17 protein-coding genes, 1 rRNA gene and 1 pseudogene are annotated in these 19,447 nt (G+C 71.3%); 15 read left to right on the top strand and 4 right to left on the bottom strand.

Annotated elements, in window-relative coordinates; genetic code table 11:
* The 9 genes from rrf to ACFWVV_RS34215 form a co-directional block, all read left to right on the top strand.
* Positions 1-93 (top strand): 5S ribosomal RNA (gene rrf, locus ACFWVV_RS34255); the annotation flags it as partial.
* A gap of 77 nt (positions 94-170) precedes the next feature.
* Positions 171-815: an HAD family hydrolase gene (locus tag ACFWVV_RS34250; RefSeq protein WP_384359136.1), complete on the top strand. Its 645-nt coding sequence runs from the start codon at positions 171-173 to the stop codon at positions 813-815.
* A 67-nt stretch (positions 816-882) separates the two neighbouring features.
* Positions 883-2,094 (top strand): MFS transporter, encoded by a 1,212-nt coding sequence (locus tag ACFWVV_RS34245; RefSeq protein ID WP_384359138.1) that lies wholly within the window; start codon positions 883-885, stop codon positions 2,092-2,094.
* On the top strand, positions 2,063-3,244 hold the full coding sequence (locus ACFWVV_RS34240) for an acetoin utilization protein AcuC (protein ID WP_384359140.1): 1,182 nt from the start codon (positions 2,063-2,065) through the stop codon (positions 3,242-3,244). Before ACFWVV_RS34245 ends, ACFWVV_RS34240 begins: the two co-directional genes overlap by 32 nt.
* A gap of 259 nt (positions 3,245-3,503) precedes the next feature.
* Positions 3,504-4,319 carry a phosphatase gene (locus ACFWVV_RS34235; protein WP_384342208.1) on the top strand — a complete coding sequence of 272 codons (816 nt, stop codon included), beginning with the start codon at positions 3,504-3,506 and terminating at the stop codon, positions 4,317-4,319.
* A gap of 129 nt (positions 4,320-4,448) precedes the next feature.
* The gene (locus ACFWVV_RS34230; RefSeq protein WP_185027739.1) at positions 4,449-4,661 is read left to right on the top strand and encodes a helix-turn-helix domain-containing protein; all 213 of its coding nucleotides are present in this window, start codon (positions 4,449-4,451) and stop codon (positions 4,659-4,661) included.
* Between the two features lie 109 nt (positions 4,662-4,770).
* Complete coding sequence (locus tag ACFWVV_RS34225; protein WP_003948845.1) at positions 4,771-4,869, top strand: 30S ribosomal protein bS22; 99 nt, start codon at positions 4,771-4,773, stop codon at positions 4,867-4,869.
* Between the two features lie 239 nt (positions 4,870-5,108).
* A complete protein-coding gene (locus ACFWVV_RS34220; RefSeq protein WP_384342859.1) occupies positions 5,109-6,329 on the top strand; it encodes an NAD-dependent epimerase/dehydratase family protein in 1,221 nt (406 codons plus the stop codon).
* A 1-nt stretch (position 6,330) separates the two neighbouring features.
* Positions 6,331-7,374 carry a lysophospholipid acyltransferase family protein gene (locus tag ACFWVV_RS34215; protein WP_384342210.1) on the top strand — a complete coding sequence of 348 codons (1,044 nt, stop codon included), beginning with the start codon at positions 6,331-6,333 and terminating at the stop codon, positions 7,372-7,374.
* Positions 7,375-7,531: 157 nt separating this feature from the next.
* On the opposite strand, the gene ACFWVV_RS34210 is transcribed toward ACFWVV_RS34215, so the two are convergent.
* The 3 genes from ACFWVV_RS34210 to ACFWVV_RS34200 form a co-directional block, all read right to left on the bottom strand.
* The gene (locus ACFWVV_RS34210) at positions 7,532-8,755 is read right to left on the bottom strand and encodes a DUF5667 domain-containing protein (protein WP_384342212.1); all 1,224 of its coding nucleotides are present in this window, start codon (positions 8,753-8,755) and stop codon (positions 7,532-7,534) included.
* A 252-nt stretch (positions 8,756-9,007) separates the two neighbouring features.
* Positions 9,008-9,796 carry an ECF subfamily RNA polymerase sigma factor, BldN family gene (locus ACFWVV_RS34205; protein ID WP_384342214.1) on the bottom strand — a complete coding sequence of 263 codons (789 nt, stop codon included), beginning with the start codon at positions 9,794-9,796 and terminating at the stop codon, positions 9,008-9,010.
* Positions 9,797-10,315: 519 nt separating this feature from the next.
* Positions 10,316-11,263: an HAD family hydrolase gene (locus tag ACFWVV_RS34200; RefSeq protein ID WP_384342216.1), complete on the bottom strand. Its 948-nt coding sequence runs from the start codon at positions 11,261-11,263 to the stop codon at positions 10,316-10,318.
* Positions 11,264-11,399: 136 nt separating this feature from the next.
* Here ACFWVV_RS34200 and ACFWVV_RS34195 point away from each other — a divergent pair, with 136 nt between their 5' ends.
* The 5 genes and pseudogenes from ACFWVV_RS34195 (at position 11,400) to ACFWVV_RS34175 (ending at position 16,979) form a co-directional block, all read left to right on the top strand.
* Positions 11,400-11,681: a glutaredoxin family protein gene (locus tag ACFWVV_RS34195; RefSeq protein WP_384342218.1), complete on the top strand. Its 282-nt coding sequence runs from the start codon at positions 11,400-11,402 to the stop codon at positions 11,679-11,681.
* Positions 11,682-11,879: 198 nt separating this feature from the next.
* On the top strand, positions 11,880-12,659 hold the full coding sequence (locus ACFWVV_RS34190; protein ID WP_384342219.1) for a redox-sensing transcriptional repressor Rex: 780 nt from the start codon (positions 11,880-11,882) through the stop codon (positions 12,657-12,659).
* Positions 12,656-14,119: pseudogene (locus ACFWVV_RS34185) on the top strand (glutamyl-tRNA reductase); the annotation flags it as partial. The gene ACFWVV_RS34190 and the pseudogene ACFWVV_RS34185, both read left to right, overlap by 4 nt.
* 203 nt (positions 14,120-14,322) lie before the next feature.
* The gene (hemC, locus tag ACFWVV_RS34180) at positions 14,323-15,297 is read left to right on the top strand and encodes a hydroxymethylbilane synthase (protein ID WP_384342221.1); all 975 of its coding nucleotides are present in this window, start codon (positions 14,323-14,325) and stop codon (positions 15,295-15,297) included.
* Complete coding sequence (locus ACFWVV_RS34175; protein WP_384342223.1) at positions 15,294-16,979, top strand: uroporphyrinogen-III synthase; 1,686 nt, start codon at positions 15,294-15,296, stop codon at positions 16,977-16,979. Before hemC ends, ACFWVV_RS34175 begins: the two co-directional genes overlap by 4 nt.
* Positions 16,980-17,158: 179 nt before the next feature.
* Here the strand turns inward: ACFWVV_RS34175 and ACFWVV_RS34170 are convergent, their stop codons facing one another.
* Positions 17,159-17,980: an ANTAR domain-containing protein gene (locus tag ACFWVV_RS34170; RefSeq protein WP_384342225.1), complete on the bottom strand. Its 822-nt coding sequence runs from the start codon at positions 17,978-17,980 to the stop codon at positions 17,159-17,161.
* Positions 17,981-18,355: 375 nt separating this feature from the next.
* Here ACFWVV_RS34170 and hemB point away from each other — a divergent pair, with 375 nt between their 5' ends.
* Entirely contained in the window at positions 18,356-19,351 is a 996-nt protein-coding gene (hemB, locus tag ACFWVV_RS34165) for a porphobilinogen synthase (RefSeq protein ID WP_384342227.1), read from the top strand.
* Positions 19,352-19,447 lie beyond the last annotated feature (96 nt).

Genomic DNA, 19,447 nt, shown 5'->3' with positions numbered 1-19,447 from the left:
ACGCCCGGTTACATTCCGAACCCGGAAGCTAAGCCTTTCCGCGCCGATGGTACTGCAGGGGGGACCCTGTGGGAGAGTAGGACGCCGCCGAACAAATTTTGATAAAAAGCCGTGGGCTCCGAGTCGTTTTGACTCGGGGTCCACGGCTTTTTTGCGTTTATGGTCGAACCATGCGCTACGACCTGGTGATCTTCGACAATGACGGCGTGCTCGTGGACAGCGAGCCCCTCTCCAACACCATCCTGTCCGCGTACCTGACGGAGCTCGGACACCCCACGACGTACGAAGACTCCCTGCGGGACTACATGGGGGCCGCGGTGCACCGCGTGCACGACCTCGTACGGGAGCGTACGGGGCGGGACCTGCCGGCCGAGTTCGAGGAGACGCTGCACGGGCGGATCTTCGCCGCGTTCGAGCGGGAACTCCAGCCCGTGCGCGGTGTCGAGGACGTGCTGGGGAAGTTCGTCGCCGACGGGGTTGTCTACTGTGTGGCGTCCTCGGGGACCCACGAGCGGATCGCGGTCGCGCACCGGAGGACCGGGCTCGACGAGTGGTTCGAGGACGAATGGATCTTCAGCTCGCAGGACGTGGGGAAGGGGAAGCCCGCACCGGACCTCTTCCTGCACGCCGCACAGAAGATGGGGGTGGCGCCCGAGCGGTGCGTCGTCATCGAGGACAGCCCCCTCGGGGTGCAGGCGGCGCACGCTGCCGGGATGGACGTCTACGGGTTCACCGCGATGACGGCCGCCGACCGGATGGAGGGGGCGACCGGCTACTTCTCCCAGATGGCGGAGCTTCCGGAACTGTTGAGCTGAGCCGCGGTCGTACTGAGTGTGTGATCTATCTACCCATGAGTAGTGGGGAGTCGTACGCTCTGCGCTCATGACAGACGCGCGCCTGCGGTACGGCAGGGCCTCACTGGCGTTGAGCTTCTTCGCGCAAGGGGTGGCCTTCGCCGTCCTGGTCACCCGTATACCGGCCCTCCAGAAGCAGTACGGGATATCCGATGCGCTGCTGCCGGCCTTTCTGGCGGCAGTGCCCATCCTCGCCGGTGTCGGCAGCGTGGTCGCCGAAGCGGTGGTGAAACGGGCCGGGGCGGCGGCCGTCCTGCGATGGTCCCAGCCCGTGGTCCTGCTCTCGCTGGTCGGCGTCGGACTCGGGCGGGACATCTGGCAGGTGGCCGTCGCGCTGGGGCTGTTCGGGCTGTCCGTCGGGCTGCTCGACGCGTCGATGAACATGCTGGGGGTCAGCCTCCAGCGGGCGTACGGGCGGAGCATCATGCTCGGCTTCCACGCGGCGTACAGCCTCGGCGGGATCGCCGGCGCCTCGCTCGCCTGGGTGGGCGCGCACGGGGAGCTCTCATTGCTGGCGACATATCTGCCCGCGGTGTGTGTACTGCTGCCGGCCGCCCTCGTCGGGAGCCGCTGGTACGTCGACGCCGAGCGCGGCGACCAGGGCCCGGTGGGAGGTGCCGGGAAGCAGGGCGCGGCGGCGGGGTTCTCCTTCAAGCTGCTGCTGCCGCTGTGCCTGGTGATGACCTTCGCGTACATCGGGGACTCGACGGTCTCCAACTGGAGCGCCAAGTACCTACAGGACGTGCTCGGTTCGAGCGAGGCGCTGGCCACCGTTCCGTACAACGTCTACATGGTGACCACGCTGATCGGGCGGGCCGTCGGGGACTTCGGGGTGCGGCGGTTCGGAGCGGTCGCGGTGGTGCGGGCCGGGGCCGTGGTCGCGGCCGCCGGGTTCGCGGTGGTGGCGGGCGCGCCGGGCGCGTGGGTCGGGATGCTCGGGTTCACGCTGCTCGGGTTCGGGCTGTGCGTGATCGTGCCGCAGACCTTCGCGGCGGCGGGGCGGATGTTCCCCGGCGCCAGCGATGTGGCGGTCGCGCGGCTCAACATCTTCAATTACGTCGGCTTCCTGGTCGGTTCGCCCCTCGTGGGGGCGCTCGGGGACGCCTGGAGCTACCGGGGCGCCATGCTGGTGCCGATGGCCATGGTGCTGGTGACGCTGGTGTACGCCCGTTCCTTCGCTCAGGAGGGCGACCGATACGGTGGCGGGCATGAGCGGCCGCGCACTGCTGATGTGGGATGACGCCGTCACGGCGTACGACTTCGGGGACCAGCACCCGATGGATCCGGTCCGGCTCGCACTGACCATGGGGTTGGTGCGGGCCTACGGTCTCGACGGGGCGGTGGATGTGGTGGCCGCCCCGGCCGCGGGGGACTCGACGCTCCACCTGGTGCACCGCGAGGACTACGTGGCCGCGGTGCGGGCCGCGTCGGAGGATCCGCGGGCGGCGGACCCGTCGTACGGGCTGGGAACGGAGGACGTCCCGGCCTTCAGGGGGATGCACGAGGCGTCCGCGCTGATCGCCGGGCAGTCGGTGGGGGCTGCCGAGGCCCTGTGGCGGGGGGACGCGGCGCACGCGGTGAACTTCTCGGGCGGGCTGCACCATGCGATGCCGGGGGCGGCCTCGGGGTTCTGTGTGTACAACGACGCTTCGCTGGCGATCGCGCGGCTGCTGGAGATGGGCGTCGAGCGGGTCGCGTACGTGGATGTGGACGTCCATCACGGGGACGGGGTGCAGACGGCCTTCTGGGCGGATCCCCGGGTGCTGACGGTGTCGGTGCACGAGCACCCCCGGCTGTTGTTCCCGGGTACGGGATGGCCCGAGGAGACCGGGGCGGCGGGGGCCGGGGAGGGGAGCGCGGTCAATGTGGCGCTGCCGGCCGGTACCGGCGACGAGGGGTGGCTGAGGGCCTTCCACGCGGTGGTGCCGGAGCTGCTGGCCGACTTCCGGCCGCAGGTGCTGGTGACGCAGCACGGGGCGGACACCCACTTCGAGGATCCGCTGGCGCATCTGGCGGTGTCGCTGGACGCGCAGCGGGCGGTGCAGGCGGCCTGTCACGACCTCGCGCACGACTACGTGGAAGGGGCGAAGTGGCTGGCGCTGGGGGGTGGGGGGTACGCGGTGGTGGATGTGGTGCCGCGGTCGTGGACGCATCTGGTGGGGATCGCGGCCCATCGGCCGATCGATCCGGAGTCGGTGATTCCCGATTCCTGGCGGGAGTTGGTGTACGCGCGGATGCGGACGGGGGAGCGGGGGCCGGGGCGGATGACGGATGGGCGGACGCCGGCTTGGCGGGCGTGGGACGAGGGGTATGACCCGGCGGATCGGGTGGATCAGGCGGTGTTGGGGGTGCGGAGGGCGGTGTTTCCGTTGCGGGGGTTGTTGGCGTAGGGGTCGGCCTTGGAGTGGCCCCCGGGCCGGGGTGGGGTGGGGTGGGGCTGGTTGGGCGGGGCGGGGTCCTGGGCGGGGTCGGGGTGGGGCGGGGTGCATTGTTCGGCTCCGCCGGGGGCCGCCCCCTTGCCCGCCCGTTCCGCCCCCGGGGGGGCGGCCCCGCCGCCCAAGGGGGCTGGGGCGGGTTGGGTTAGGCCAGGGGGGTGGGGTGGTGGGGGAATGGGGTGGGGTGGGGGATGGGGGCGTTGAGGATGTGGGGGTGGTGAATCGTGGGGTGGTGCGGGCGCATCTGGTGGCGGCGGGGCTGGCCGGGGTGGTGGCGACCTCGCGCGAGGAGAGCCTGCGGAGCTATCGGCTGTTCGGGGAGGGTGACCCGAGGGTGCTGTTGGGGCTGGAGCCTCAAGGGGTGTGGGGGGAGCGGGAGTTACTGGAGCTGATGGCGGAGAGGTGCGGGGTCTCCGGGGACCCGGAGTACCGGCGGGGGCCCGATGCCATTGACCCGGAGCGGACGCTGGCGGGGCTGGACGCCTTCGCGAGGAAGATCGGGGAGGCGGCCGGCCGGGGGCTTCCCGTGTTGTTCGGGACCGGTCATCCGCACCGATTGGCCGGTTTCTACGCCGAGTTGGCAGACGCTCTGTCGGCGGCGGGGTGTGAAGTGCTCACTCCCGCGCAGGGGCAGCGTGTCGACATAACGACCCGGTTCGGCGTACGTACGTACAACCTTGACTACGTACGGGGAGTCGCGCTGGTGCGCGAACCCGGCGCGCGGGGTCCCGTGAGTGAGACCGGCGTGCACTCCCATTCTCCCCTCCCGGTTCGGGTGGTTCTGGGGGCCGCCGCGACCGGCCCCGGGCCGCTTCCCGGGCTCGTCGTAGGGGATCACGGATGGGTCTGCGGTGCAGGTCAGCTGGGGTTCGATGCCATCGGTCTGGCGGATGTGGACGACCCTGCGCTGTTCGTCGGGGAGGCTGAGGGGCAGGTGTCCGTGGCCGTTCCACTTGATGACGCTGTGCGGTCTGATTACTACCGACCGCTTACTCGCTATGTACTCAATCGGGCGTGTCTGTCACGGTAGCGGGCCGACCGCATCCCCTCTTCCCCACTCGCATCACACGCCCCTAGTCTGGGGAGTGAGCGCACAGCGACGAAGAGTCACCGGAAGGGGAAGCCGGTGCGCGTCATGTGCGGAAGGTACAGGTGGGTCATGACTGCTTCAGGCGAGAGGCCTCTCAACGAGGTCAAGTTTCTGACCGTGGCGGAAGTCGCCTCGGTGATGCGAGTGTCAAAGATGACCGTGTACCGCTTGGTGCACAGCGGTCATCTGCCGGCGATCCGGGTGGGCAGGTCCTTCCGGGTTCCGGAGCAAGCGGTTCACGAGTACCTCCGGGAGTCCTTCGTGGGGGTGGAGACGGCCTAGGTTGCCCTCGGATTACGTCACTCGCCGGGTGGCGGGTAGGCTAGGCCCTTGTAGGTCGTGTGGGCCCAGACGCCCCGCACCAGTGAGAATGAAGTGAGCGAGGGTAGTCGTGGGCTCTGTTATCAAGAAGCGGCGTAAGCGGATGGCCAAGAAGAAGCACCGCAAGCTGCTGAAGCGCACTCGCGTTCAGCGTCGCAACAAGAAGTAAGCGACAGCTGACGCAGTACAGGAAGGCCCTCCCGCCAGTGATGGCGGGGGGGCCTTCCTGCGTGGTGGGGAGGCTGCGGGCGGCCCCGGGGACGGCCGGGTGCCCCCTGGAGCGACCCGGGGGCCACTTCGTGTGCCGCGGGTCATCACAGCGCAACACCCAGGCGTTACGGTGGCCACCGAAGGGGGACCCGGGTGTCCGGGGGAACCCCGGGTGCTTACGAGGGGAAGGCGCTGATCTTGGGCAAGGTCGTGCTCGTCACAGGGGTGGCCCGGCAGCTGGGGGGCCGGTTCGTACGGCGCGTGCAGCGGGACCCCGAGGTGGACCGGGTGATCGGGGTCGACGCGGTGCCCCCCGAGCACTCCTTGGGGAGCGCGGACTTCGTCAGGGCGGACATCAGACAGCCCGCCATCGCCCGGGTCCTCGCCGAGTACGGGGTCGACACCGTCGTGCACATGGACGTGACGGGCACCCCGCTGGCAGGTGGCGGCCGGGCGACGGTCAAGGAGACCAACGTCATCGGCACCATGCAGCTCCTCGGTGCCTGCCAGAAGTCGCCGACCGTGCAGCGCCTGGTGGTGAAGTCCAGTACGAGTGTGTACGGGTCGGCGCCGCGCGATCCGGCCGTGTTCCACGAGTCGACCGAACCGAAGTCGCTGCCCAGCGGAGGCTTCGCCAAGGACGCCGCCGAGGTCGAGGGGTACGTCCGCGGGTTCGCGAGGCGGCGCCCGGACGTGGCGGTGTGCGTGCTGCGGTTCGCGAACATCCTGGGGCCGCGGGCGGACACGCCGCTCGCCGAGTACTTCTCGCTGCCGGCCCTGCCGACCGTGCTGGGATACGACCCCCGGCTCCAGTTCGTGCACGAGGACGACGTGGTGGAGGTGCTGCGGATCGCCGCCCACGAGCCCCGTCGCGGCACGCTCAACAGCGGGACGTTCAACATCGCGGGCGACGGGGTGCTGCTTCTGTCGCAGTGCGCGCGTCGGCTCGGGCGGCCGACCGTGCCGTTCCTGCTGCCCGCCGTGCGCTGGGTGGGCTCCGCGCTGCGGACGGTCGGGATGAGCGACTTCGCGCCCGAGCAGATCCGGCTGCTGACGCACGGCCGGGTGGTGCGGACCGCGCAGATGCGCGAGACGCTCGGCTTCGAGCCCAAGTACACGACGGCGGAGACCTTCGCGGACTTCGCCCGCAGCCGGGGGTCCGGACTGCTGCCCCCCGAGCTGCTCGCCCGTACCGTGGACCGCGCGGCGGAACGGGTGAGCGCCGCGGCCGCATTCGTCCGTACGGAGTCCGGCGGAGCCGCCGGGTCATCCGGGTCATCCGGGGCATCCGAGCCCGCCGGGTCATCCGGGGCATCCGGGCCTGCCGGGTCTGCCGGGGCATCCGGGTCCGGCGGATCGGCCGGTTCCGGTGGGACCACCGCACCGATCGCACCTGCCGAGTCCAAGGAGCGCAACTGACATGGCCGACGCCAAGGTCATCCCCTTCGGTGACGAGCCGCGCGCGCGGCGGGGGACGGGGGCCGCCAGGCCGGGCAAGCGGAGCCCGGGCGGCCGCAAGAGCGGTTCCGGGGGCGGCGCCCTGGCCCCCGTACCGGAACAGCAGGGCACCTCGCCCGAGGCCCCCGGGGCGGCCCCGGGGGACGGGGAGCTTGGGGGGCGGGACAGCGGCTGGGAGCGGCGGATCGCGGGTGGCCTCGCCTTCCTGCGGCGGCGGATCACCGGGGACTACGAGGTCGACGAGTTCGGGTACGACCAGGAGCTCACCGACCAGGTCCTGATGTCGATGGTCCGGCCCTTCTACGAGAAGTACTTCCGGGTGGAAGTGAAGGGCATCGAGAACGTCCCGTCCGAGGGCGGGGCGCTGATCGTCGCCAACCACTCCGGGACGCTGCCGCTGGACGGGCTGATGCTCCAGGCCGCGGTGCACAGCGAGCACCCGGCGGGCCGGCATCTGCGGCTGCTCGCGGCCGACCTGGTCTTCATGCTGCCGGTGGTCAACGAGCTGGCGCGCAAGGCCGGGCACACCCTGGCGTGCGCGGAGGACGCGCAGGCGCTGCTGGAGCGCGGTGAGCTGGTGGGGGTGATGCCCGAGGGGTTCAAGGGCATCGGCAAGCCGTTCAGCGAGCGGTACAAGCTGCAGCGCTTCGGGCGCGGTGGATTCGTGTCGACGGCGATGCGGGCCGGGGCGCCGATCGTGCCGTGCTCGATCGTGGGCGCCGAGGAGATCTACCCGATGATCGGCAACTCGAAGACGCTGGCCAGGGTGCTGGGCTTCCCGTACTTCCCGATCACGCCGACGTTCCCGTGGCTGGGGCCGCTCGGGGCGGTGCCGCTGCCGACGAAGTGGACGATCCAGTTCGGCGAGCCGATCAAGACCTCCGGGTACCCGGCGGACGCGGCCGAGGACCCGATGCTGATGTTCAACCTGACGGACCAGGTGCGCGAACAGATCCAGCACACGCTGTACAAGTTGCTCGTGCAGCGGCGGTCGGTGTTCTTCTAGGCCCTGCACCCCGGGGTCGGCGGACGGAGTCCGGCGCGCTGTCCGCAGCCCGCGAAGCGGTGCGAGGGCGGCAGACGGAGGGGCCGAGTTGCTGGTGCAGCGGCGGTCGGTGTTCTTCTGAGCCGGGGCTCGGCCGACCGCCGCTGGGGAGCGGTGCTTAGCGCAAGGTGTCCTCGCCGTCGATGCCCAGGCCCGGGAGTACGTCCGGGAGGATGGGCGGGATCGTGACGTCGGGGACGGCCGGCGGTTTGACCGGGTGGTCGGGGACCGGTGTCGCCGGCTTGTTGGCGGGCGGCGGGTCCAGCAGGTCGCCGGTGCCGCCGATCAGGCCGGACGACGGTTTGCCGTCCGACGTGGCGGGCGGTGGGGTGCCCGGCTTGCCCCGGTGCGGGGAGCCGGGGGTGTGCGCGGGAGCGCCGGGGCGGGTGGTGTTCCCCTGGTGCGGGGTGCCCGGGCGGTCCTTGTGGGTGTTCGGCGGGACCGGCTTCGGGTCGGACTGCGGCGGCTTGGGCAGCAGTGACCTGAGCGGGCCGACTTCCTGGTCTATGGCGTCGAACACCGAGCTCACCTGCGAGCCGACATCGCCCAGCTGGGCGGGAAGGAGGCTGCGCAGCTGGCTCCAACTCTCCCGGTGGGACTGGGAGAAGGCCGTCAGCGCCTGGATGGGTCCAATGCTGCCGTCTCTCTCGTACGCCTCGTAGAGGAGCCGGTGGCCCTCGCTGGCGTCGTGTTTCATCCCGTTCAACGTGCGCCGCACTTCGCCCAGTTGCTCGTGGTCGAGGGCGGCGGCCTTGCCCCGGTCCATGAGGCGTCTGGCCTCCTGGAGCCTGGTGGACGCCTGGTCGAGGTAGATCTGGCCCCGGTCGGACTCGTCGCCCGCCATGGTGAGCTTCAGATCTTCCATGCCGCGCTTGAGCCCGTACAGCGAATCACCGGGGAGGGCGTTGGAGCTGGCGGCGGCGACGCCGCCGAAGGCTCCGGCTGCCACACCGACGGTGAGTCCGCCCGCCGCGAGGCCTTTCGACCAGCGGGAGCGGGGGCGTAGCTTGCGGAGGGCGGAGGCCCGGTGGGCGCCCCGTCCCGTGCGCTGCTCCGGCACTTGAGGGCCCGTGGGCCCTGCTGCGGTGCCTTCCAGCATCATGGCTTCCATGGCGGCCACGAGCTGCGCTCGTTGCACCACTTTGACCTCGGGGTCCATCTCCGGTGCGGGCAGGCCGCCCAGACCCGCGGCCAGGGACAGCAGTGTCCCCTGGTCGGCAGGCCTTTCGGCTGCTCCGGCCGTACCTTCGGGCTGTTCGGCCGCCGTGTCCCGGAGTTCCTGATCCTCCAGGGCCTGGGCGAAGGCGTTGGCCCGCCGGTGCGCCGATACATTCGCGATCACTGGCGGCACCTCCTCTCGTCATGACGATCGACTCCCCGGGTGGTCCGGAAGGTTGCACGCCATGAGCACATCCACCCGATGGAGTGAGTGGCTGCGGGCATGGCGCGACCGCAGGGAGCCTGCATTCCGCACAACGAGCCGCCGGGCACTTGGGTTACGGACGGAGGATGATCCGACTGCCGAAGATGTCGGTCTTCGACAGCCGGTGATCGAACGGTCACCAGGTGTCGATCGTGGCGGGCCCGGTGGCGGTCACCGGGCGTCGTCGGGCAGCAGGCGGGCCAGGGTGCGGACGGCCCGGTACTGGAGGGTCTTGATGGCGCCCTCGTTCTTGCCCATGACCCGGGCGGTCTCGGCGACCGAGAGCCCTTGCAGGAAGCGCAGGGTCACGCATTCCTGCTGCTGCGGGTTCAGCTTGCGCACGGCTTCGAGGAGTGCGGCGTTGGAGAGCGACTCCAGGACGGAGTCCTCGGGGCTGCGTTCGACCTCGTTGGCGTCGAGCATTTCGCCGGTGGTCACTTCGAGCCTGAAGCGGCTCGACTTGAAGTGGTCCGCGACCAGGTTCCGGGCGATCGTGACCAGCCAGGCGCCGAAGTCGCGGCCCTGCCAGGTGAAGGTGGAGATCCTGCGCAGGGCGCGCAGAAACGTCTCGCTGGTCAGGTCTTCTGCCGTCGCCTTTCCGCCGACGCGGTAGTAGATGTAGCGGTAGACCGTGTCGCTGTACTGGTCGTACAGGCGGCCGAAGGCCTCGGCCTCGCCGCCTTGGGCGCGCTCGACGAGTTCCATCATGCGCGCGCTGTCGCTGTCGGCGGTGGGCCGACGGACGGTGGACGTGCCGGAGCCCGAGCTGCCGCCGGCGCCGCGGCTACGTCTGCCGACAGCGGCACCGCCGTCGGCCAGGGCGTAGCAGGGTGCTGCGGGTTGAGGGGTGGCAAAGGCGGGGACGGCGTACGCGGTGGGGACGAAGCCGCGCAGGCGGTCGACGACCGTTGCGCGCAGCGTAGCCAGGCCCGAGGCGTCAACCCCGACGTGTGGGTACACGGGACTCCCAGAGGCAGAGCTTCCATCACGTGCAGTACCGGACTGTTCACTCGTGGTGCTGATGAATGGGTTCCGGAATGCGTCTGAGGAGAATAACGCTTCGTACAGGCAGCGCTACACCCAGTTGCTCAAATCACCGTTTCCGTCTCTTCTGTTACGTCTACGGGGCGAATCAAGTAGCAGTTAGTGACAAGTTGTTGATCGATTCGGGGCGTGATCTGTCTGCTTGCCCGCTGCGTTGTGGCCGAGTGCGGGAGTGGGGAATGGTGGGGGCCGGTGGGGGGTAAGCCCTGTGGATTGGCCGCCGGACGGCGAAGGGCCGGGCGCATCCCGTGAAGTGGGGGTGCGTCCGGCCCCGGTGCGTTCGGGTTCTCCGGCGGGCGGCCGCCCGTCCGCCGCCGGTTCGCCGGGGCCCGCCCGAGGGGCGCCGCCGGATCGCTTCGGTTCGACTCGGTTCGTACGGAGACGGAGGCGCGGGGGCGGGGGAGTTCGTACGGGGGGCGGGGGCCGGCGGAGGGTTCAGCGGCGTCGGCGGTGCAGCGCGAGGGCTGCGGCGGTGCCGCCCGCGAGGGCGCCGACGCCGGCCGCGGCCGGGATGCCGACCTTGGCGGCCTTGCGCCCGGTGCGGTAGTCGCGCAGCCGCCACTCGCGCTCGCGGGCGAACTTGCGGAGTTTGGCGTCCGGGTTGATCGCGTACGGGTGGCCGACGAGCGAGAGCATCGGGATGTCGTTGTGGCTGTCGCTGTAGGCGGCGCAGCGGCCCAGGTCGAGGCCTTCGGCGGAGGCCAGCGCCCGGACGGCCTCGGCCTTCGCGGGGCCGTGCAGGGGTTCGCCGACCAGGCGGCCGGTGTAGACGCCGTCGTGGGACTCGGCGACCGTGCCGAGCGCGCCGGTCAGGCCCAGGCGGCGGGCGATGATGGTGGCCGCCTCGACGGGGGCCGCGGTGACCAGCCAGACCTTCTGTCCGGCGTCCAGGTGGGCCTGGGCGAGGGCGCGGGTGCCTGGCCAGATGCGCTCGGCCATGTACTCGTCGTAGATCTCCTCACCGATGGTCATCAGCTCGGAGACCTTGTGGCCCTTGACGATGGACAGGGCGCTCTCGCGGGCGTCCTGCATGTGCTCGGGGTCCTCGACCCCGGCGAGGCGGAACCAGGCCTGCTGCCAGGCGAAGCGGGCGAGCTCCTGGCGCTCGAAGAACTTCCGCTTGTACAGCCCGCGGCCGAAGTGGAAGATCGCGGCGCCCTGCATGACGGTGTTGTCGAGGTCGAAGAAGGCCGCGGCCTCGGTGTCGCCTGCGACCGGGAACTCCGGTTCGGCCGGTGCTCCGGGCGGGGCGGGGCGTGCCGCCTCCAGCTCCTCGATCTCCTGTGACGACTTGCGTGCTGCCTCGGCTGCAGCCTCGCCCGCCAGCACGCTCCGTGCGGTCGCGGAGCGCCTACGGGGGGTGAGCCATCCCAGTGCGGCCATGCCGTGAGCATAGCCACTGTGTTCGGAACTTCCCGAGCCGGAGGGATGCGGGGGTGTGAACTCTCCGCGTCCGGGTCGTTACGGAGGTGGAGAAGGTGCGGGGGAGCGGGTGGCGGGGTGCGGTCATGATGGAGGGATGAGTGCTTTGTGGCGGAAGAAGAAGGAGTCCGGGCCGGTGGGGGAGCGGGTGGTGACGCTGATCGGGAAGCCCGGGTGTCATCTGTGCGACGACGCACGCGCGGTCGTCGAAACGGTGTGCGGGGAGCGGGGGGTGCGGTGGGAGGAGAAGGACATCTCCGTCGACGCGGAACTGCACCGGGAGTACTGGGAGCAGATTCCGGTGGTGCTGGTGGACGGGGAGCAGTTCACCTTCTGGAAGGTGGACGGCGAGCGGCTGCGGCGGGAGCTGGGGGGATAAAGGGGCTGATGTCCGCTACGGGGGAGAGGGTGGAATGGTTCCCGGAAGGGGGGTGCGAGGCGCGTGACCCCGGTCACTTTGGTGGGACAAAACGGGCACAATCTTTGTGCACGCGTTCACAAAGGCATAGCCTGCTTTCGACGGGGCGGTCCTGGGACTTACGGCCGCCTGCAGCCCCGCTCATCCCGCAGGAGCACCGTGGCAACTGGCCGAAATCACCGACCGGCGACCCGTAGCCGAGGCATTCCCGAGGCCACCGTCGCCCGACTTCCGCTGTATCTGCGCGCCCTCACCGCGCTCTCCGAGCGGTCCGTACCGACCGTCTCCTCGGAGGAGCTGGCCGCGGCCGCCGGGGTCAACTCCGCGAAGCTGCGGAAGGACTTCTCGTACCTCGGTTCCTACGGGACGCGCGGTGTCGGCTACGACGTCGAGTACCTGGTCTACCAGATCTCCCGCGAGCTGGGCCTCACCCAGGACTGGCCGGTCGTCATCGTCGGTATCGGTAACCTCGGTGCGGCACTGGCCAATTACGGAGGGTTCGCCTCCCGTGGTTTCCGGGTGGCCGCGCTGATCGACGCCGACCCCGCCATGGCCGGCAAGCCGGTCGCCGGGATCCCGGTCCAGCACACGGACGAGCTGGAGAAGATCATCGACGAGAACGGCGTCTCGATCGGAGTCATCGCGACCCCGGCCGGTGCTGCCCAGCAGGTCAGCGAGCGGCTGATCGCCGCGGGCGTGACGTCGATCCTGAACTTCGCGCCGACCGTCCTCCAGGTGCCCGAGGGCGTCGACGTGCGCAAGGTGGACCTCTCCATCGAGCTGCAGATCCTGGCCTTCCACGAGCAGCGCAAGGCCGGCGAGGACGCCGCCGCCGAGGCCGCCGCCGCCGTGCTGCCGCCCGCCGCCCGCCGCGCCGCCGACAGCGCCGCGAACCGGAAGGGACCCGACGGGGACGTGCCCGCCGTGATGCCGGCATGAGCCTCCTGGTTGTCGGGCTGAGCCACCGCAGTGCCCCCGTCAGCGTGCTGGAGCGTGCCTCGCTCGCCGCCGACGCGAAGGCGAAGCTGCTGCAGGACACCCTCGCCTCCGAGCCCGCCGCGGAAGCGACGGTGCTCGCCACCTGCAACCGCATCGAGCTGTACGCCGACGTGGAGAAGTTCCACGCGGGCGTCGCCGAGCTGTCCACGCTGCTCGCCCAGCACAGCGGGGTGGGCCTCGAGGAGCTGACCCCCTACCTCTACGTGCACTACGAGGACCGGGCCGTCCACCACCTCTTCTCGGTGGCCTGCGGTCTCGACTCCATGGTGGTCGGCGAAGGGCAGATCCTCGGGCAGATCAAGGACGCGCTGGCGCTCGGGCAGGAACTGCACACCGCGGGCCGCCTGATCAACGACCTCTTCCAGCAGGCGCTGCGGGTCGGCAAGCGCGCCCACTCCGAGACCGGCATCGACCGGGCGGGCCAGTCCCTCGTCACCTTCGGCCTGGAACAGCTCGCCGACGGCACGCCGGTCGCCGACTGGGCCGCCGGCAAGCGGGCGCTGGTGATCGGCGCGGGCTCGATGTCCTCGCTGGCCGCCGCCACGCTGGTGCGCGTCGGGGTCGCCGAGGTCGTCGTCGCCAACCGGACCGCCGAGCGCGCCGAGCGGCTCGCCGACATCCTCAACCAGTCCGGGGGCGCCGCGCGCGCCGTCCCGATGGACGAGGTGGCCCACGAACTGACACGAGTCGACGTCGCCGTCTCCTGCACCGGCGCGACCGGGCTGGTGCTGACCGTCGAGGACGTGGCCACCGCACTCGGCGTGGCCGCCGACACCGCCGGGCGGCCCGCCGCCGGCCACGTACCGCCGATGCGCACCGAGCCCGACGCCGGCTCCCTGGAGCTGCACGGCGCCTGGGCCGACAACGGCGAGCTGGCCGCCAGGTCCGTCCGCACGCCCAAGCCCACCGGAGCCACGGGCGCCGCCGTGCGCCTCGCGCTGCTCGACCTGGCGATGCCGCGCGACATCGACGGCGCCGCGCACCGCCTCGACGGCGTACGCCTGGTGGACATCGAGTCGCTGGCGGACGCGTCCGCCGACGCGCCGATGGCCGCCGACGTGGACCAGGTGCGTTCCATCGTCACGGACGAGGTGGCCGCCTTCGGCGCCGCCCAGCGCGCCGCCCAGATCACGCCCACCGTCGTCGCGCTGCGCAGCATGGCCGCCGACGTGGTCAGCATGGAAGTGGCCCGGCTGGAAGGCCGGCTGCCCGGCCTCGACGCGAAGCAGCGGGCCGAGATCACCCAGACCGTACGGCGCGTCGTGGACAAGCTCCTGCACGCGCCGACCGTACGGGTCAAGCAGCTCGCCAGTGAGCCCGGCGGCGCCGGGTACGCGGACGCGCTGCGCGAGCTGTTCGACCTCGACCCGCAGACGGTCGCGGCCGTCAGCCGGGCGGACCGCCCCACCGGCGGCCTGCCGGACGGCGCGGCGGCCGTGCTGTCGGACGGCATGGCAGCGGCGCTGTCGGACGGTACGGCGGCCGTGCTGTCGGACGGCATGGCAGCGGCGCTGTCGGACGGTACGGCGGCCGTGCTGTCGGACGGCACCAAGGAAGACCCCAACGACACCACCGGTGCCGAGAGCGCGAAGAGAGGGCGGGCATGACTGATGCCGCGAAGGCCGGATCGGCCTTGAAGCTGGGGACTCGGCGCAGCAAGCTCGCCATGGCCCAGTCCGGACACGTCGCCGATGCGGTGCGCGAACTCACCGGCCGCGACGTGGAGCTGGTGGAGATCACCACCTACGGCGACGTGTCGAAGGAGCAGCTCGCGCAGATCGGCGGCACGGGTGTCTTCGTGACCGCCCTGCGCGACGCGCTGCTGCGGGGCGAGGTGGACTTCGCCGTCCACTCGCTCAAGGACCTGCCGACCGCGCAGCCCGACGAGCTGACGCTGGCCGCCGTGCCGGTCCGTGAGGACCCGCGCGACGTGCTGGTGGCCCGCGACGGGCTGACCTTCGCCCAGCTCCCGCAGGGCGCCAGGGTCGGCACCGGGTCGCCGCGCCGCATGGCCCAGCTGAACGCCTACGCGCGCAGCCACGGCCTGGACCTCACCACTGTGCCGATCCGGGGCAACATCGACACCCGGGTCGGATACGTACGAAACGGCGAGCTGGACGCGGTGGTACTCGCCGCCGCCGGGCTCCGCCGGATCGGCAGGGTCGACGAGGTGACCGAGTTCCTCGACACCGACCTCGTCCTGCCCGCCCCCGGCCAGGGGGCACTGGCCATCGAGTGCGCGGCGGTCAACGCCGGCCTCGCCGCCGTACTCGCCGAGCTCGACGACCCGCACACGCGGGTCGCCGTGACGGCCGAACGAGCCCTGCTCGCCGCCCTGGAAGCCGGTTGCAGCGCACCTGTGGGTGCCCTGGCCGACTTGTTGGTTGACGGGCAGATTGTCAATGAAATGCGCCTGCGCGGCGTCGTCGGAACGATCGACGGATCCGCACTGGTGCAGCTGTCCACTACCGGTCCCGTACCCACGTCGCACCACGCCGCGGAGGCTCTCGGGCGCGAACTCGCGTCGGAGATGCTCGCCAAGGGTGCGGCCGGTCTTATGGGGGAGCGAGCACTTTGAGCCCCACCACATCTGCATCCTCGGCGTCCTCGGTGTTCTCCGCACCAGGCCACGTCACCTTCCTCGGCGCCGGCCCCGGTGATCCGGGCCTGCTGACACTGCGCGCCGTCGAGGCGCTGGCGAGCGCGGACGTACTGATCGCCGAGCCGGCCGTGCTCGACGTCGTACGCGCCCATGCGAAGGCGGGCGTAAGCACGCCTCAGCTCGCGGTAGTTGACGACGCGTCAGCAACCGTGGGCACGCCTGCGATCCGGACGCCCATGTCGTCCAAGGTCGTGGTCAATCTTGTCATGGAGGCCGCGCGCAGCGGCAAGCGGGTCGTCCGTGCGGTCACCGGGGACCCCGGCCTGGACGGGAACGCCGGTGAGGAGATGCTCGCCTGCGCCGCGGAGGGCGTCGCCTTCGAGGTCGTCCCGGGTGTCGCCACCGCCGTCGGCGTGCCCGCCTACGCGGGTGTGCCGCTGCGGGACTCCGCGGGCGCCGACGTGCGCTTCGTGGACGCCCGTACCGCCGACGAGCGGTGCTGGAGCGAGGTCGGCGCGAGCGACGCGACCGCCGTCGTCGCCACCACGCTCGACTCGGTGGCGTCCGCCGCCGGCGAGCTGGTCTCCGCGGGCCGCAAGCCCGACACCCCGATGACCGTCACCATCGCGGGCACCACGACGCGCCAGCGCACCTGGAACGCCACCCTCGGCACGGTCGCCCAGGTCCTCAAGCAGGCCAAGGTGCTGCCCTCCCCGGAGGGCCACCAGCCCGTCATAGCCGTGGTCGGTGAGCGCAGTGCCGCCGCCCAGCGCGACCAGCTGTCGTGGTTCGAGTCGAAGCCGCTCTTCGGGTGGCGCGTGCTCGTCCCGCGTACGAAGGAGCAGGCGGCGTCGCTCTCCGACCAGCTGCGGTCCTACGGCGCGGTGCCGCACGAGGTGCCGACGATCGCCGTCGAGCCGCCGCGCACTCCGCAGCAGATGGAGCGGGCGGTCAAGGGCCTGGTCACGGGCCGGTACGAGTGGATCGCCTTCACGTCGGTGAACGCGGTCAAGGCGGTGCGGGAGAAGTTCGAGGAGTACGGGCTCGACGCGCGCGCCTTCGCGGGGATCAAGGTCGCCGCGGTGGGCGAGCAGACGGCCGCCTCGCTGGTCGAGTTCGGGGTGAAGCCCGACCTCGTGCCGAGCGGGGAGCAGTCCGCGGCCGGACTCCTGGAGGACTGGCCGCCGTACGACCCGGTCTTCGACCCGATCGACCGCGTCTTCCTGCCGCGTGCCGACATCGCGACCGAGACGCTGGTCGCCGGGCTCATCGAGCTCGGGTGGGAGGTCGACGACGTCACCGCCTACCGGACCGTGCGGGCCTCGCCGCCGCCGGCGGACACCCGTGAGGCGATCAAGGGCGGCGGCTTCGACGCCGTGCTCTTCACGTCCTCCAGCACCGTGCGCAACCTGGTCGGCATCGCCGGCAAGCCGCACAACGTGACCGTCATCGCGTGCATCGGCCCGGCGACGGCCAAGACCGCGGAGGAGCACGGGCTGCGCGTGGACGTACTGTCCCCGGAGCCCTCGGTGCACCGGCTCGCGGAGGCGCTGGCCGAGTTCGGCGCGGCGCGCCGGGTGGCGGCTCTGGAGGCGGGCGAGCACGTGGCCAGGCCGAGCGAGCGGCGGCCGGGGTCGCGGCGGCGCCGGACGACGTGAGGGGGGCGTCCTCGGGGTGAGGACGGGCTCCGTGCGCGTACGGGCTGTGTGCGGGAACGGCCTTCGTGCGCGTACGGGCTTTGCGTGTGAGGGCGGGTCGGGGAACTTTTCCCGGCCCGCCCTTTCGCGTGCGTACGTGTCCAGGGCTGGGGGGCTGTGTGCCTGCCGGGTCCGGTGGGTCAGCGGCGGCGGGTGCGGGTGCCGCGGTGGTGGAGGCCCAGGGTGTGCAGGTACTCCAGTGCGTCGACGAGGACCGTCCGGTTGTGCCAGGACAGCCACCCGCCTGCCTGGGCGCCGAGCTCTGCCATGGCCTGCTCCTGCGGGGCGGAGAAACCTTTGATCCGGTGGTCGAGATGGGCGGAGACCATGCCCACGCAGATCCCGCTCGGCGTCACCAGGGGCGTGCTGTGGGCGGCCAGGCTGCCCGCGTCGAGGATGGCCCTGCGGGACGCCTCGTCGAAGACCGTGGCGGACTCGACGTCGGGGATGGTCACCTGGGCGAGGTCGCGGGCGGCCTGCGCGCAGGAGGTGCCGTCCTCGCCGACGTACGCGAAGAAGTCGACGAAGTCCTCGGAGAGGCCGGTGTGGTGTTCCAGCCGGAGCCCGCCGCGCACCCGGTCGGGGAGCTGGACGTTGCCCATGCCGGTGTCGAGCACTGCGAGGGTCTGACTCAGTACGGAGCGCAGTACGGCGCCCTGGCTGGGGCGCTCTCCGTTGTCGGTACTGGCCGCCTTCGCCCGCTCGAAGGTGAGGAACGGCGCGGGCAGCCGTACCCGCTGCGGGAACCAGAGCGGACTGCGGGACTCCGGCGCGGGGGTGCGGACGACCGCCTCCACGAGCAGGCGCATCCGGATGTTGTGCTGCTGGGAGGTCTTCTGGAGCAGGGCGAAAGCGGATTCGCCGTCCGGGAGCGAGTAGCGCTCCTGGAGGATGCCCTGCGCCTGGGCGATGAGCGGGTGGGTGCGGGTACGGGCACGCAGGTGCCGGAGCTCGGCGCGCAACCGGTCGAGTTCGTCGGCCCGGTCGGTCGCGTCGGGTCCTGCGGCCGGCCCGGGGGCGGGTCCTGGGGCGTGCCCCGAGGGGGGTCCTGGGGCAGGTCCTTGCTCGGGCTGTCTTCCGGGTTTTCTTCCGGGTTTTCGTCCGGGCTTCTGCGCGGGGTGAGGCGGATCGGGCTGGTCCGTCACGGCTGCTCCTTTCGGGCCGGAGTCGGGGGGTACGTCGCATGGGGGCGGGTCGGTACGACCCTCCAGCTGACCACATGGCGGCGGCGGGCGTCGAAGGGGGTCCGGGCGGGCCCGCAGGAGGCCGGGGCGAGGCCGCGCCGGACCGGCACGGTGTCGGCAAAGCGGGGGGTGCGGCGGGCGTAGCGTGGGCCCATGACTGAGTACGGATCCTTTCCGGGGGCCCGGCCCCGACGGCTGCGGACGACTCCGACCATGCGGCGCATGGTGGCCGAGACACGGCTGCACCCCGCTGACCTGATCCTGCCCGCGTTCGTACGGGAGGGGATCCACGAGCCCGTGGCGATCTCCTCGATGCCAGGCGTGTACCAGCACACGCTGGACACCCTGCGCAAGGCGGCGGTCGAAGCCGTGACGGCCGGAGTCTCCGGAATCATGCTTTTCGGTGTGCCCGCCGATGAGAAGAAGGATGCGGCCGGTACGGCGGGTACCGACCCGGACGGAATCCTTCAGGTCGCGCTGCGCGCCGTGCGCGAAGAGGTCGGTGACGACCTCCTGGTGATGTCCGACCTGTGCCTGGACGAGTTCACCGACCACGGGCACTGCGGCGTACTCGACGCCCAGGGCCGCATCGACAACGACGCCACCCTGGAGCGCTACGCCGAGATGGCGCAGGTACAGGCCGACGCGGGCGCCCACGTGGTGGGGCCGAGCGGCATGATGGACGGCCAGGTGGGCGTCGTACGGGACGCGCTGGACGGCATCGGCCGGGAGGACGTGTCGATCCTCGCGTACACCGTGAAGTACTCAAGCGTCTTCTTCGGCCCGTTCCGGGAGGCCGTCGGCTCCTCGCTCCAGGGCGACCGCAAGACGTACCAGCAGGACCCGGCCAACGCCCGTGAGTCCCTGCGCGAGCTGGCGCTGGACCTCGCGGAGGGCGCGGACATGGTGATGGTGAAGCCCGCGGGCCCCTACCTCGACATCCTCGCGAAGGTCGCCGAGAACGCGGACGTGCCGGTGGCGGCGTACCAGATCAGCGGCGAGTACGCGATGGTCGAGGCGGCGGCGGAGAAGGGCTGGATCGACCGCGAGGGGGCGATCATGGAGTCGCTCACCGGGATCAAGCGGGCCGGTGCGCAGATGATCCTGACGTACTGGGCGACGGAGGCGGCGCGGATGCTGCGCGGCTGAGGTGTGCGGGTGGGGTCTGGGGGGCTCGCCGTCCCCCGGGTGTGCAGGGCAGCCGTCCCGTGGCGTCGGGGTGGTTGCCCTGCGTGCGTGTACGGG

It is taken from the genome of Streptomyces sp. NPDC058663 (assembly GCF_042716745.1).
Taxonomy (GTDB): Bacteria; Actinomycetota; Actinomycetes; order Streptomycetales; family Streptomycetaceae; genus Streptomyces.
Note: the sequence above shows the minus strand (reverse complement) of the source record. Positions and strands in the feature narration are given on the sequence as shown.

What these genes read in the sequence shown, in the direction of transcription:
- ACFWVV_RS34250 (WP_384359136.1), top strand. Translation starts at nt 171, where the DNA reads ATGCGCTACGACCTGGTGATCTTCGACAATGACGGCGTGCTCGTGGAC.
- ACFWVV_RS34245 (WP_384359138.1), top strand. Translation starts at nt 883, where the DNA reads ATGACAGACGCGCGCCTGCGGTACGGCAGGGCCTCACTGGCGTTGAGC.
- ACFWVV_RS34240 (WP_384359140.1), top strand. Translation starts at nt 2,063, where the DNA reads ATGAGCGGCCGCGCACTGCTGATGTGGGATGACGCCGTCACGGCGTAC.
- ACFWVV_RS34230 (WP_185027739.1), top strand. Translation starts at nt 4,449, where the DNA reads ATGACTGCTTCAGGCGAGAGGCCTCTCAACGAGGTCAAGTTTCTGACC.
- ACFWVV_RS34215 (WP_384342210.1), top strand. Translation starts at nt 6,331, where the DNA reads ATGGCCGACGCCAAGGTCATCCCCTTCGGTGACGAGCCGCGCGCGCGG.
- ACFWVV_RS34200 (WP_384342216.1), bottom strand. Translation starts at nt 11,263, where the DNA reads ATGGCCGCACTGGGATGGCTCACCCCCCGTAGGCGCTCCGCGACCGCA.
- ACFWVV_RS34195 (WP_384342218.1), top strand. Translation starts at nt 11,400, where the DNA reads ATGAGTGCTTTGTGGCGGAAGAAGAAGGAGTCCGGGCCGGTGGGGGAG.
- hemC (WP_384342221.1), top strand. Translation starts at nt 14,323, where the DNA reads ATGACTGATGCCGCGAAGGCCGGATCGGCCTTGAAGCTGGGGACTCGG.
- hemB (WP_384342227.1), top strand. Translation starts at nt 18,356, where the DNA reads ATGACTGAGTACGGATCCTTTCCGGGGGCCCGGCCCCGACGGCTGCGG.